This window comes from Gordonia polyisoprenivorans NBRC 16320 = JCM 10675, from assembly GCF_000241325.1.
Taxonomy (GTDB): Bacteria; Actinomycetota; Actinomycetes; order Mycobacteriales; family Mycobacteriaceae; genus Gordonia; species Gordonia polyisoprenivorans.
Genome location: NZ_BAEI01000031.1, coordinates 441875 through 456100, shown reverse-complemented (window position 1 = coordinate 456100; position 14226 = coordinate 441875). Strand labels below are relative to the sequence as shown.

Annotated in this window: 9 protein-coding genes and 1 pseudogene; 7 read left to right on the top strand and 3 right to left on the bottom strand. The window is 70.4% G+C overall.

Features of this window, described 5'->3' with window-relative positions:
- Positions 1 to 19 precede the first annotated feature (19 nt).
- From GOPIP_RS09435 to GOPIP_RS09420, 4 genes are all read left to right on the top strand, one after another.
- Positions 20 to 1285: a DUF6745 domain-containing protein gene (locus GOPIP_RS09435; protein ID WP_020172570.1), complete on the top strand. Its 1266-nt coding sequence runs from the start codon at positions 20 to 22 to the stop codon at positions 1283 to 1285.
- Positions 1286 to 1368: 83 nt separating this feature from the next.
- On the top strand, positions 1369 to 1872 hold the full coding sequence (locus tag GOPIP_RS09430; RefSeq protein ID WP_006369417.1) for a DUF8820 family protein: 504 nt from the start codon (positions 1369 to 1371) through the stop codon (positions 1870 to 1872).
- Positions 1873 to 1940: 68 nt separating this feature from the next.
- A complete protein-coding gene (locus GOPIP_RS09425; protein WP_006369416.1) occupies positions 1941 to 2141 on the top strand; it encodes a DUF2613 domain-containing protein in 201 nt (66 codons plus the stop codon).
- 20 nt (positions 2142 to 2161) lie between these two features.
- A complete protein-coding gene (locus GOPIP_RS09420) occupies positions 2162 to 6499 on the top strand; it encodes an alpha-(1->3)-arabinofuranosyltransferase domain-containing protein (RefSeq protein WP_050955251.1) in 4338 nt (1445 codons plus the stop codon).
- Positions 6500 to 6510: 11 nt separating this feature from the next.
- Here the strand turns inward: GOPIP_RS09420 and GOPIP_RS28250 are convergent.
- A pseudogene (locus GOPIP_RS28250) lies at positions 6511 to 7557 on the bottom strand (acyltransferase family protein); the annotation flags it as partial.
- A 211-nt stretch (positions 7558 to 7768) separates the two neighbouring features.
- Between GOPIP_RS28250 and pgfA the strand changes: the two are divergent.
- A complete protein-coding gene (pgfA, locus tag GOPIP_RS09415; RefSeq protein ID WP_006369413.1) occupies positions 7769 to 8965 on the top strand; it encodes a cell envelope lipid trafficking protein PgfA in 1197 nt (398 codons plus the stop codon).
- Positions 8966 to 8994: 29 nt separating this feature from the next.
- Here the strand turns inward: pgfA and GOPIP_RS09410 are convergent, their stop codons facing one another.
- On the bottom strand, positions 8995 to 10266 hold the full coding sequence (locus GOPIP_RS09410) for a polysaccharide biosynthesis protein (RefSeq protein WP_035727568.1): 1272 nt from the start codon (positions 10264 to 10266) through the stop codon (positions 8995 to 8997).
- 131 nt (positions 10267 to 10397) lie between these two features.
- Between GOPIP_RS09410 and GOPIP_RS09405 the strand changes: the two genes are divergently transcribed.
- Together GOPIP_RS09405 and GOPIP_RS09400 are read left to right on the top strand one after the other, a co-directional pair.
- Positions 10398 to 11339 (top strand): HpcH/HpaI aldolase/citrate lyase family protein, encoded by a 942-nt coding sequence (locus GOPIP_RS09405; protein ID WP_006369411.1) that lies wholly within the window; start codon positions 10398 to 10400, stop codon positions 11337 to 11339.
- Between the two features lie 29 nt (positions 11340 to 11368).
- Complete coding sequence (locus GOPIP_RS09400; RefSeq protein ID WP_006369410.1) at positions 11369 to 13141, top strand: MmpA family trehalose lipid delivery protein; 1773 nt, start codon at positions 11369 to 11371, stop codon at positions 13139 to 13141.
- Here GOPIP_RS09400 and GOPIP_RS09395 read toward each other — a convergent pair.
- A complete protein-coding gene (locus GOPIP_RS09395; RefSeq protein WP_006369409.1) occupies positions 13081 to 14214 on the bottom strand; it encodes a glycosyltransferase family 4 protein in 1134 nt (377 codons plus the stop codon). The two genes, GOPIP_RS09400 and GOPIP_RS09395, sit on opposite strands and share 61 nt — an antisense overlap.
- Positions 14215 to 14226: the final 12 nt, after the last annotated feature.

The following is a 14226-nucleotide window of genomic DNA, read 5'->3' as shown; positions in this document are numbered from 1 at the left end:
CGGCCACCGCCTCCTTCGCGTGAGCCCCGTGCAGGTCGACCCCGTCGGCGTCGACCACCGAACGATACTGTCCAGCAATCGTTTTCCACCGCCACCACCTGACGGCTCGGATTCGTCGGCGATCGCCGGCTACCTGACCGATACCCGCGTGGCCTGGCTCGAGCACGGACTCGACTGCCGACGAGCAGATCGCACCACTGCCGAAGCCGCGATCTCGGAACTGTATCGGATCACCAAACACCCTCCCCCACAATTCATCTGGATTGCATCGCCACACGCGGCGGTGCGGTGTATCCAGACCGAGAAGTTCGACACCACGACCGCACCCGGACGTGACGACGCCCCCAATCGGATCGCCGCGATGCTGGCACGCTCGCGTGACGCCGTCGAGAAGCGTCTCGACCGGCTGTCACCCGTCTTTCCGAATCGGCGCGTGACCCCCGGACGCGCACAGGCCGGACGCACACAGACCCTGAGCCCGGCGGAGGCACTCGAGGGCGGGGCCGAGGTGCCCGACGTCGTCCGGGCAGCCATCCGGGACTCGTTGCGCACCAGCCTCTTCGACAACATCGGCCGTCCCATCAAGTCGACGCTGCCGGTGATGCCCGGCGTCGGCACGTGGTTCGGTCAGCATGAGGCGCATCGCAGCGCGTTCGGGCTCGTCGCCTATCGATTGGGCTTGGCGCGGCTGCCGCCGGACGAGGTCGAACTCCTCGAGATCACCACGGCGCTGGCGGTTTCCGCCGGATGGTGGTGGGCATTCGACGACGTCTGCGTCCTGGCCGAACGGCCGATCTCCGTCGACACCGAACCCATCCCGCACAGCCCGCACGGCACACGGCGCCTCCATCGCGACGACGGTCCCGCCGTCGCCTACGCCGACGGCTGTGCTGTGCATGCCGTTCACGGAACGATCGTGCCGCACTGGGTGATCGACGATCCGACACCCGAACGCATCGCCGCCGAACGCAACATCGAGATCCGCCGCACCGCGATCGAACGCATCGGCTGGGATCGATGGATCGACGATGCCGGGATGCGACTGATCGACGAATCCGACGATCCCGGTAACGAGGCGGCCACCCTCGCGCTGTACGCCAGCCCCCGCCAATGGCGGACCAATCAACGAATCCTGGTGGTGACCAATGGCTCCCGGGAACGCGATGGCCGGCGCCGACGCTACGGCATCCACGTGCCCGGCTGGGTGCCCACCGCTCTGACCGCCGCGGCCTGGACCTACGGCCTCGACGCCGACGACTACGCCCAACTCGTGCGCCGAACGTGAGGCGCATCCCGCATACCGCATACCGCATACCGCATACCACCGCACCGGAACACACCACCGCACCAGAACACATGGAGACACACATGACTTCGACAGCATCGGCCACCACCACCCTCGCCGAACTCACCGAGCAGAGCGGTCTCGGCGTCCTCGATCACCTCGACACCGCACTCACCATCCCGGTCACCGCCGGGCTACAGGCGCAGGGTGACCTCCTCGTGGTCCCGTGGCGCATGGTCGCCGCCGCCGAGACGCGGTCGGGGGCGCCGACGACGCCCACACCAGTGCCGCCGACAGGCATCGAGATCCTCCGTGGCGCCGGCGGCGGCAACCCGCACACCCTGCTCGCCGACGGGGAGTGCACCTGGACCCGGCGATGGTTCGTCGACGGCGACGGCTTGAGCCTCGGCGTCGTCGACGCGTCCTCGGTCGCCTATCTGCTGCATCCCGAGCACGGCGCGAGCGGGATCGCTCCCGGCCGGTACGTCATCCGCCGCCAACGCGAGGCGGCCGACGAGCTCTACGGGCTGGCCTGGCGGTTCGGCCGATTCAGTCGCTTGGACGGGTCGCGGCTGGTTGCCGACTGAACGCGGGCACGGCGAGGCGTCCCGCGCGCTCACGCGAGCGCTGCGGCGCCGATGGTAGTTTGGCCACCATGCGCAACAACCGCCTGATCGCCGGAGCCGTCGCCGGAGTTGCCGGCATCCTGGTCGGACTCGGCGCGGTGCTCCTCGGCGGGGTCCTGTCGGCGCAGACAAGCCCGTCGACGGACCTGAACAACATCAATCCGAACAGCGGCTTCGTGCAGGGCTCGGTGGACTACGGATCACGGGGTGGCTCCGGCGACAGCCAGTGACCTCGAGCGACCCGGCCGCAGTGAGCTCGAGCGACCCGGCCGCGCAGCGCACGCTCGACCGCCGCGGTGTGGCGGTCGCCGCGCTGGCCGCGTTGGTCGTCTCGTTCCTGCAGTCGCCCGGCCTGACCGCCGCCGACACCAAGCTCGACCTCACCGCCAACCCGCTCGGCTTCCTCGCGCGGGCCGCGCACCTGTGGACGCCACAGGCCCCGCTGGGGCAGGTGCAGAACCAGGCCTACGGCTATTTCTTCCCGCACGGTGCGTTCTACGCCGTCGGTGAGCTGATCGGTCTTGCGCCGTGGGTGACCCAGCGGCTCTGGTGGGCGGTGCTCCTGTTCGTCGGCTTCGTCGGTCTCGTCCGTCTCGCCGAGGCGCTGGCCGTGGGATCGATGGGCTCACGGCTGCTGGCCGGGGCGATCTTCGTGTTGTCGCCGCGGGTGTTGACGACGATCGGCTCCATCTCGTCGGAAACACTGCCGATGATGCTGGCCCCCTGGGTGCTGCTGCCGGTGGTGCGTGCGCTGGATCGCCGCGACGACACGCCCGTGTGCCGGCACGCGATGCGCTCGGCGGTGGCCGTCGCGCTGATGGGAGCGGTCAACGCGGTCGCCACGCTCGCGGCATTGGGCGTCGCGGTCGTGTGGTTTCTGCTGTGCGTACGCACCGACGTGCGCCGGTGGTGGCGCTTCGGGGTTGCCTGGGCGGCCGGGCTGGCACTGGGGTGCGCGTGGTGGATCGTGCCACTGCTCATCCTGTCGCGGGTGTCGCCGCCGTTCCTGGATTTCATCGAATCCTCCCGGGTGACCACCGAGTGGACCTCGCTGACCGAGGTACTGCGCGGCACGAGCTCGTGGACACCGTTCGTCTCCACCGAACGCGTGGCGGGCGCCGTGCTGGTGACCCAACCCGCCGCGGTTCTGGCTACCGGCACCCTGGCCGCCGCCGGATTGGCCGGATTGTGCATGCGGCACATGCCGTATCGGCGACGATGGATCGCGATCCTGACGATTGGGCTGCTGCTCATGTGCACCGGTTACGCGGGCGGGCTCGGCTCACCGATCGCCGAGCCGGTCCGGGTCTTCCTCGATGGCCCGGGCGCATTCCTGCGCAACGTCCACAAGTTCGAGCCGTTCGTCCGGCTGCCGTTGGTGCTCGGTGTCGCACACCTGTTGGCGCGCGTGCCGCTGCCGGGGTCGGCGCCGACCCGAAAGTGGTTGCGGGCGTTCGCGCATCCGCAACGATCACGGCCGGTGGCCGCGGCGCTGGTCGTCCTCGTCGCCTCGGCCGGCGCCGGCTCGCTGATGTGGACCGGTCAACTCGCCCCCGACGGCGCGTATCGCGCCATCCCGGACTATTGGACACAGACGGCGTCGTGGCTCGGTGCGCACGCCCACGAGGGTGTATCCCAGAGCGGTGTCCCCCAGAACGGCGTCGAACAACGGGCGCTTGTCGTTCCGGGCGCACCATCGGCCGATCAGTTGTGGGGACTGACGCGTGACGAGCCGCTGCAACCCCTTGCCGACTCCCCGTGGGCCATCCGTGACGCGATCCCGCTGACGCCGCCGGGAGCGATCCGGGCTCTCGACTCGGTCCAGCGCGATCTGGCCGACGGGCGGGCGTCACCGGGGCTCGCTGCGACACTGGCCGATCAGGGGATCGGCTTCGTCGTGTTACGCGCCGATCTCGACCCCGACACCTCGCGGTCGGCGCGTCCGTTGCTGGCCCAGCAGGCCCTCGACGGGTCACCCGGCCTGACCCGCGCCGCGTCGTTCGGTCCGCTGGTGAGCCAGCCCAGCGCCAAGGGTGTGGTGCGCGACAACGGTTTACGCCCACCGATGCGCGCGATTCAGATCTACCGGGTCGACGCGGCGGGCGGCACGGGTCCGTCACTGACCGATACCGCGTCGATGCCGCGTGTCGCCGGAGGACCCGAAGCGATTGCCGCACTGGCGGATCTGCGTGCACGGTTGGGAGAACCCCCCGCCGGCCCCACACTGATGCAGGCCGACGCGCAACGCGCAGACCTGCCGTCGGCGCCGGTGATCCTCACCGACACCCCGGCCGACCGCGAGACCGATTTCGGCCGCGTCGACGACCACAGCTCCGCGATCCGTGCGCCCGGGGATCCGCGCCGGACGCAGAACGCGGCTCCGGATTATCCCGTTGCCGGACAACCACTCACCGAAGGGCAGTGGCTTCTCGACAACCAGCCGAACGGGGTGCGTGTCTCGACATCGGGGTCGGCGTCCGATGCCACCCAGCCCGGACAGACCTCACCGGCGAACTCCGCGGCCGCCGCCTTCGACGGCGACCCGGCCACGGCATGGGTGTCGGCGGGTCTCACCTCGGCGGTCGGGCAGTGGATACGTCTGGAGTTCGATCGTCCGCGAAGCGATCTCGCCCTGCGGCTGACAACAGCGAAGGCACTCGGCCCGGACATCTCGTCGATCGTGGTGACCACCGAGGCCGGGTCGACGGTGGCCTCCGGACTCGAACCCGGCAAGCCCGTGACGGTCACCGCACCCAGCGGACCGACCCGGTGGGTGCAGATCCGCGCCTCGGCCACCGACGACGGCAGCGCCGGAAACCAGTTCGCGCTCGGCGAGGTCGGGGTGATCGATCTGGCGTCCGGGCTGCCGCTGACCATCCGCCACCGCGTCGTCCTACCCCGGGTCGCGCCGGGCACGCCGGTGGCGGGATGGCTTCTCACCCAAGAACTCTCCGGGCGCTCCACATGTGTGAACCAACCCGGTGGCGCCGACGACGGCTCACCCGCGGCGCGGGTACTGTGCGCGTCGGGTCTGGGGTTGAGTCCCGAAACACCGGGGGTGATGACGCGCGCACTCTCGGTCCCCGACGGCGTCGACGTCACGCCCGCGGTGGTGCTGCGACCCAAACCCGGGGACGGACTCGACGCGTTGCTGCGCACGCCGGCGACGGTGCGGGCGACCGGGGCGTCGGCGGTCAACGATCCGCGCGGGTCGAGCCAGGCCGCCGTCGATGGCGACCCCGGAACCGTATGGACCGCAGCCGAACCCACCAAGAAGGGTGACAAACCCACGCTGACCCTGACCCTGCCGGCACTGCAGGAGGTGCAGAGTCTGCGGATCGTCGCGCCCGCCGGCGGCTACCCGGCCGCGCCGACCGAGGTGGCGGTGGATCTCGGCACCGGTCCGCAACGGGTCCACGTCGGCGCCGACGGCGTCATCCGTCTGCGGCCCGCCGTCACCGATCGCATCACCCTCACCATGCTCGACCGCACCGACCTCCTCGACGTCAACAGTCTCGGATTCGCCAGTCGCGCACCGGTCGGCATCGCCGACATCACGATCTCCCCCGCCCCGCCCGCCGCGCCACCACTGAGCAGGCCCATCGACATCGGCTGCGATGCAGGCATCGGGATCACGGTGTCGGGCCAGGTGATCGGCCTGTCGGTACACACCACCGCCGCCGCGTTGCGGGACGGTGAGCCGGTGGTGGCCCGCCCGTGCTCGTCGGCCCCGATCCGTCTGCCCGCGGGTGAGCAGGAGTTGTCGGTGAATCCGGGGCAGGCGTTCACCGTCGACACCACCTGGTTGAGCAACACCGCAATACCCGGTGCAACGGCCGCCGGTGCCGTGACCCGTCCGAAGGTCGAGCAGTGGCAGTCGACTGCGCGCAGCGTGCGCGTCGATGCTGCGCCGATCGCCCGGATTCTGTCGGTGCCGGAGAGCACCAACCCCGGATGGGTGGCCGAATTGGGCGGTCGCACACTCGACCCCGTCGTCGTGGACGGCTGGCAGCAGGGGTGGCAGGTGCCGGCCGGCGCATCCGGCGCGGTGACGTTGAAGTTCCGGTGGGACAGTGTCTACCGATGGTCGCTGATCGTCGGATTCGTCTTGCTCGCACTGCTTTTCGCGGCAGCGTTCCTTCCGTGGCGACGGCGGGCGCATCCGGCCCCGGCTCCGGTTCCCGTTGCGCCGGTGGGCGGTACGGCGGTGGGCGGTACGGTCGCAGCCTGCGTCGGCGCGCTCGGTTGGCTGGCCGCGTCGTGGCTGCTTGCCGGATGGTGGGCGGTGCTGATCAGCGTGCTGGCCGGGGCGACGGTCGTGTTCGCTCGGTCGCGGGTGGTCGTGGTCGGCTGCTTCGTCGCGATGATGCTCGCCACGGTGGGATTGGCGTCGGGACCCTGGCATGCGACGACCGGCTACCACGGCTTCTCGTGGTGGGTTCAGTTGCCGGCGTTCGTCGCGGTGTCGCTGCTGATCTCCTCGGCGATGCCGGCCTCGATACGCCGCTGGTTCTCGCGACTGCGTTCACGCCGCGCACTTTCGCGGCGGCGCAACCAGTCCCGGGCCGGTTCCTCGATGAAGGCGTAGCTCGCCGCCGAGATCCCGATCGAGAGCACCGCGGTGAGGCACCACACCAGGGTCGTGTTACCGGAGAACGGCACGATCCCGAAGAGCGGGAACACCACGGCGAGCACCGCGACGTGCCAGATGAAGATGCCGTAACACCAGCGGCCCAACGCGGCCATGACCGGTGAGGTGAGGAATCGGAACCGCGCGCGCACCCGCGGCGAGTTCCCGAACGGCTTCTCGCACACCAGAGGTGCGAGCAGGGCGAATGCGCACAGCGCTCCGAGTGCCATCTTCACGGCGAACTGCCACGGCGCGAGGACGCCGAGCCCGGTGGGTCCGGCGATCGGCGTGCATGCCAGACCGTAGGAGACGATGAACAGCGCCAGCATCGGCCACCGGCGGGCACCGATTCGCTCGATCGCGCGGGTGATCGTCGACTGTCCACCGAGGTCGGCGGCGCCGGCCACCTCCGCGATAACCAGGCCCGCGACGAACCATGGCAGGTGGCCGAACACCCAGTTCGTCGGTTCGGTCCCGTCGGGCACCGGCAGTGCACGGGCCACCCAGGCCCAGCCGAGGCTGATCACGCCGAGACCCAGCAGCGCGGGCACCCGGGCGCTCACCCGCGCTCCACTCAGCCACATCAGGGCGACCCCGAGGATCGGCAGCAGCAGGTAGAAGGCCACCTCGACCGACAGACTCCACATCTGGGTCAGTCCTGCGGTCAGCGACAGCGGCACGAACACCTGGGTGAGCGTCAGATTGGCGAGCCAGACGGTGAGGTCGGCGCCGCGCGCCTCGGGTAGCAGCGTCAGCACCACGACGACGACCACCACGTATGCCGGCCAGATGCGTACGACACGGTGCCGCAGATATCGCCGCACCGACGGCGGGCGAGCCTGCCGATGCGCCGCGGCCACCCAATTGCGCCACAGCAGGAACCCCGACAACGCGAAGAACAGGGCAACGGCGAGATCGAGCCGGCCCAGGATCGGGCCGATCACCGGAGTGCTCACCACACCGGTCTGGAAGGCGACGTGGGTGGTCAGCACGCCCAACGCCGCCACCGCACGCATGCCCTCGAGTTGCGGGAAGAATCGCCGGTACTCGGGGGCGCCGGGAGCGCAGCGAGCGGGCCCGGTCGACGGGGCGCCGGGAGCGCAGCGAGCGGGCCCGGTCGACGGGGCGCGGCTGGTGCTTGTGGCATCTGGCGTGGGCTGGGTGGACATTCTGGAGAACACCGTAGCCGTCCTGAGGCGGGTGTGGTGACCGCGTACGCTCGCCGTTATGCCCGAGCCCGGCGCCGACGACCGCCCCCGCCCGAGCCGCTGGTCGACGCGCGACCTGCTCGGGCCGACCATCATCTTCCTCGGCGGATTCCTCCTGGCGGCCGCGCTGGCGCTGCCGACACTGCTGGTGGGCCAGCTCGAGCTCATTCCACTCTCGACCGACGTGACCACCGTCGCCACCAGCGTCCCGACCGGTGACGAGGGCGAATCGGGGTCGCCCGCTCCGACTGCCACCATCCTGGATCGCTGTTCGCTGAACACCCCGGCCGCACGTACGCTGCCCGCCACGCTGGTCCGGCAGCAACGCGTGGTCGCGGTCCGCCCGGCCGACAAACGGGTGATCACCCTGCAGGCGGGCACGTCGGTGCAGGGCGACCGCATCTGGCTCGACGGCCACATCGCCGACGCCGACGCCGCCCGCCCCGGATCCGAGGTGCCGCCTGCGTCGGGTGAGTCGGCGTGCACCGATCCGACGTTGTCGGCGTTCAAGGATCGCGTGACCCTCTCGCGCCGCTCTGCAACACCCGATCTGGGCGCCAACAGCACCGGGGCGCGGGGCAATTCGGAGATCCAGTACGACAGCAATGCGGTGCCGGTTCCCGCGCCGGACCGCACCGGCTACACCTACGTCCTGCCGTTCGGGGTGAGCGTCGCCGAGCACACCTTCTTCGATCCGACGACCCGGCGGTCGGTGCCGCTGACACCGCAGGGCGACGCGCAGGTCGACGGCCGCAGCGCGCAACGCTTCGTCGCCGAGGTCCCCGACACCGACCTCGACGCCACCCGTTCCGGGGTGTCCGACGGCGTGCCGCCGACCCGGATCACGCGTCCGGCGTCGTGGTTCGGTGTCGGCGGCGATCCGGCGCGGCAACTCACCGCGACCCTGCATCAGAGCTCCCGGTGGGAACTGTCGGTCGACACCTCGACCGGCACGATCCTCGACGAACGGGTCACCATCGATCAGGCCTACCGTCTCCCCGACCCGGCGTTCGCCTACTTCCGCCTGACGAATCTGCAGGCGACCTTCGCCTACGACGACGCCACCCGGAACCGGTTGTCCGATCTGGCCGGGAGTCTGTCGACGCCGCTGGTGATCTGGGGTCGGGTCGTACCGATCGTCGCCGCGGTCCTCGGCGTCGTCGCCGTGGTCGGCGGGCTGGTGCTGACGATCGGGTCGCGTCGGGCGGGCGAGTAGCCCGGTAACCCGAAGCAGCCCAACGATCGTCACGCCGGCCGGCGCACCTGGTCCGCCTCCGTGGGCGTGCGGCTCATCGCCCGCACGCAGTCGATGCCGGTCGCCACGGCGGCCGCGGTCACGGCCACGGCGGCCGTGACCGCGAGCGCAACGACGGAATCGACGACGCAGACGATCACCACCACCTCGATCCCGACGACCAGCCAGGTCACCGCGGAGGCGCGGGTGCGATCGGCCGCGATCGCCGACAACAGCAGGACCTGCAGCACGGCCATCGCCGAGCCGGTGTAGGCGAACAACCACAGCAGTCCTACCAGCGGGCGGTAGGCGTCGCCGACGACGAGCGGCACCAGCGGCCCGAGCGCGGCCGCTGCCACCGTGAGGATCGCCCCGATCGACGCGACCACCGTCACCGCCTGACGCAGGGCGGTCCGCGAGCGCGCCGGATCGGCGAGCCGTGGATAGAAGACGACGCCGATGGCCTGCGGCAGCCAGAAGGCGGCCTTGGTCGCGACCGCGCCGAGGGCGTAGACCCCGGCATCGTCGGGGTGTAGCACGGTTCCCGACAGCAGCAGGTCGATCGAGACAGCCACGATCATCACCAGTTGCACCTGCGAGGCGCGCAGCACTCCCGCGGCACTCACCCCGGTGCTGGTGTCCGGGTCGGCTCCACTGCCACCGGGGAGTCGACGGCCAGAACGTCCCCGGCCGGTATCGGCACGGCGGACCACCCCGACCGCAGACCACACGACGGCCGCGGCGACGGCCGTGCCGAGGGTGCCGACGGCGAGCCCCCACGTCGGGCCGACGCCGAGTGCGAACGCCACCAGCATCGGCACCGAGCGCGCGATGCCGACCGCCCCGAGAACCCACGCCAGCGCGCGAAACTCGCCGCTCCCCTGAAGGACACCCTGACCTGCGGCGATCACCACGAGCAGCGGCGCAGCTGCGAGGGCAGCAGCGGTGGCGGCCACCCCGGTCCGGGCCACCACGACGACCACCGGGACGGCGACCAGCGCGAGCACGACGACGGCCGCGACCGTCGTGACGGTGACCCGGACGAGCCCGATACCGCGTCCGCGGACGACCTCGCGGGCGATCACCGACTGCAACGCCAACGCCGGGACACCGAGGACGAGCATCGCCGACAGCAGTCGCGCGAACTGCCCGTAATCGCCCGGCGCAAGCCACCGTCCGGCCCCGACATAGACGACATAGGCCGCGAGATTCGCCGCCATCGACCCGGCGGCCACCGATCCCAGCGCGCCCATCATGCCGCGCATCCGGATCGCTGTCGCCATGCGACCAAGTGTGCCGCACCGGGGCGTGCCGAGTGTTCGCGCTGTTGGGGACGTCGGGGCCGGCGGGCACCGCGGCGGGGTGTGAAACGATGGAACGGATTCATCGTCGATCACCACTCGAGAAGGCCAGGATGTACGACCAGCAGAACACCACCGTCGACCCCGACTCGAGCGACATCGGCTCGCGGATCGACCCGGTACTCGCGCGCAGCTGGCTGCTCGTCAACGGTGCTCAGTATGAGCGGTTTGCCCCGGCCGCCCGTTCGCGCGCCGACATCGTCGTTCTCGACATCGAGGACGCCGTCGCGCCCAAGGACAAGGTCGCCGCCCGCGAGAACGTGCTGCGGTGGCTGGCCACCGAGTCCGACGACCATCCGGGCGGACCGGGAGACTGGGTGCGCGTCAACGGTTTCGGCACTCCCTGGTGGGCCGACGACCTCGACGCGCTGGCAACGACGTCGGTCGGCGGGGTGATGCTGGCGATGGTGGAGTCGGTCGACCACGTCACCGAGACCGCGAAGCGTCTGCCCGACGTGCCGATCGTCGCGCTGGTGGAGACCGCCCGCGGACTGGAGAGGATCAGCGAGATCGCCACGGCCAAGGGCACTTTCCGCTTGGCATTCGGTATCGGCGATTTTCGGCGGGATACCGGTTTCGGCGACAATCCGGCCACCCTGGCCTACGCGCGTTCGCGGTTCACCATCGCCGCCAAGGCCGCCCACCTGCCCAGCGCCATCGACGGCCCGACGGTGGGGTCCGGGGCACTGAAGTTGTCGGAGGCAACCGCGGTGAGCGTGGAGTTCGGCATGACCGGCAAGATCTGCCTGACCCCCGACCAGTGCGCCCCGGTCAACGAGGGGTTGTCGCCGTCACCCGACGACATCAGTTGGGCGCGTGAGTTCTTCGCCGATTTCGAGCGCGACGGCGGCGAGATCCGCAACGGTTCGGATCTGCCGCGCATCGCTCGCGCCACCAAGATCCTCGATCTCGCGCGCGCCTACGCCGTCACCGAATCGGACTACGAGGTCGACCCCGGACACGCGTCGGCTCCCTCCGACACCTACCACTACTGAGCCGCGGACCGAGGGAAGACGTTGCGCTCGTGACCAACCCGCGGCTGCTACCGATCCTCTACGGGGTCGGTGCGGTGCTGTCGGCGGTGATCGTCGGGCCCCTGTTCGGCGGCGGGTACCTGCTCTACCGGGACGCGGTGTCGACGCCGCGGTCCTTCGTCACCGATGCCGCGCTCGGGATCGGTCCGCTCGCACCCCGTGCGGTTCCCCAGGATTGGTTCGTGGCGGTGGCCGGCTCGGTCGTCGGCGGCGGCGTGGTGGTTCTGGTGGCCCTGGCCGCCGCAATCCTGTTCGCGGCGGTAGGGTTCGGGCGCTTGGCCTTTCGGCTGATCCCCGGCGCCGGACACTCCGGGGCGGTCGCCGCGGCCGTGGTCACGGTGTGGAATCCTTTTGTCGCCGAACGCCTCCTGCAGGGGAACTGGAGCCTGCTCGTCGGATACGCCGCGCTCGGGTGGATCGTCGTGGCCGTTGCCGATGTCGCCGTGGGTCGCGCACGTGGGCGGTGGGTCGGGTGGGCGCAGGTGGGTGGGCTGCTCGCGGTGGCCGGGTTGACGCCGACGGGGTCGGTGATGGCGTTGGTGAGCGCCGGGGTCACTGCGGTGTCCTGCGCCGGTATCCGACGGTGGCGCGTGCTCGCCGGACTCGGTGCGCTGTGGGTGTGTTCGGCGTTGCCGTGGCTGATGTCCGCGGCGATCGGTGGTGGATCGATCGCCTCCGACGGGCCGGCCGGGGTGCGCGCCTTCTCGCTGCGGTCGGAGCCGTTGTTGGGCCCGCTCGGCACCGCTCTGGGATTGGGTGGGATCTGGAACTCCGATGCCGTGCCGACGAGCCGCACGATCTGGTGGGCCGCGATCGCCACCGCGTGCTTGCTGGTGGTGATCATCATCGGGTCGGTGTGGTTGTGGCGCAGTCGTTCCGCGTCGCCGGCGCCGGGATTGTTGCGCGGTCTGGCAGGCGTGGCCGCCGCTGTCGTTGTGGTGGTTGCGGTGACCGCCGCGGGTCCGGGGCAGACCGCGCTGGGGGCGGTCATCGATGCTGTTCCCGGTGCGGGGTTGGTGCGCGACACCCACAAGTTCTTGGCCCTCGCGATGCCGTTCGTGGCACTGGCTTCGGCAGCCGCTGTGGTGGCGCTGAGGCGTTATGTCCCTGTGGGTTTCGCCCTCGCGGCCATTGCTCTGCTGGTGATCGCCCCGTTGCCGGATCTGGCGTGGGGGGTCGGTGGCCGGATCACGCCGGTGCACTACCCCGACGACTGGAGGAAGGCGGCCGCAATGGTGCCCGCCGACCGCGGGGCGGTGGCGTTGTGGCCGCCGGGCACGGTGCGTCGGTATTCCTTCGCCGACGGACCGTCACTGGACCCGACGGCCCGGATGGTGCGTGCGCCGGTCATCGAATCGGGTGAACTGCGGGTCGACGGCGTCGTGGTCGATCACGCCGATCACACGGCGGCACAGGTGAATCGCGTCCTTCGTAGCGGAGGCAATCCGCGCGCGCTGTCCGATCTCGGCGTCGGCTGGGTACTCGTCGAGCGCGGCCCCGAAACCTCCGTCCCGGCGGAGCTCGCCGATCTGACGCCGGTGGTCGCGGGACCCGATCTGATGCTGTTCGATCTCGACGGAGCGGTGACTCCGCAGGCATCGTCGATATCGCGAGGTTGGGCGTGGGCGGTCCACGTGATCTGGGCGTTGCTGATGGCCTTCGGCGCGCTCGCCGCGGTCACCGAGAGGTTGGCGAAAGTCGTTCAGCGGCAGGCATCGCGCAGGACGCGGAGCATCTCGTCGCACGTCGTCGACCACGAGTAGCGTTGCGACTTGCGCTGCGCCGCTCGGCCGAGCCGGCGCGCCTCGTCCGGGTTGTCGACGAGTTTTCGAGTGGCGCTGAGGAATTCGTCGATCCCATCGACCAACAGACCGGTCCGCCCGTCGTCGATGGATTCGGCCAGCCCGGCCGAACTCCGATACCCGATGGTGGGCACACCGTGTTGTGCGGCTTCCATCACGGCAAGCCCCCACCCCTCCTTGCGCGACGGCATGAGGTGGACACGCGCCTGCGCGAGGATCTCGTGTTTTCGCACCTCGCCCACGTGACCGTGGAATGTGACCGCTTCACTCACGCCGAGAGTCTCTGCAGTGCTGCGTAATTCGTCGGACCACCAGCCGTCGCCGATGACGTCGAGCGCCGCGTCGACTCCGGCCCGGCGGAGATCGGCGATCACGGTCAGCGCATGCTCGACCTGCTTGTGCGGAACCAGCCGGGACAACACGCACAGGCGTGGCGTCGGTGTGCTTGCGCCCGGCGCTTTCACGTCGGCCGGAACGGGATCGAGGCCATTGCGGATCACGTCGATGCGGGCTTCGTCCACACCGAGGCCGACCAGTTCACGCCGCGAGGGCGCGGACACCGTCACATAGCGGCTGCGCCGGTGTACCCACGGCGACAGTCGGGACTCGATGAACCAACCGAGCCGCCCGAGCGCCCGGCCGGCGACCGGCCACTGTTCGCGGTGGCAGTGATGGACCAGCACGACCGTCGGTGCGATGCGGGTCAGCGCGGCGAAGAAGGGCACGCCGTTCTGGGTGTCGACGACCACATCGGGAACGCAGCCGGCCAGCCGCCCGCGACCCATCCGGGCGGCCAGCAGGAGACCGAGCGCTCGGGGATACACCGAGATCCGGCCACCGGCGCGTACGAATCGGATGCCGTCGCGGCGCTCGTCGTCGGGAGCACCGGGGTACGCCGCGGTCAGATAGGTCACCTCGACACCTCGTCGCGCCAATTCCGCGCCCACCCGCTCGAGATAGGTCTCGCTGCCACCGCCTTGCGGGTGGCCGGTATCTCGCCAGCACAGGAGCAGCACATGGGTGGGAGGTGTCATCGTCTCACCAGG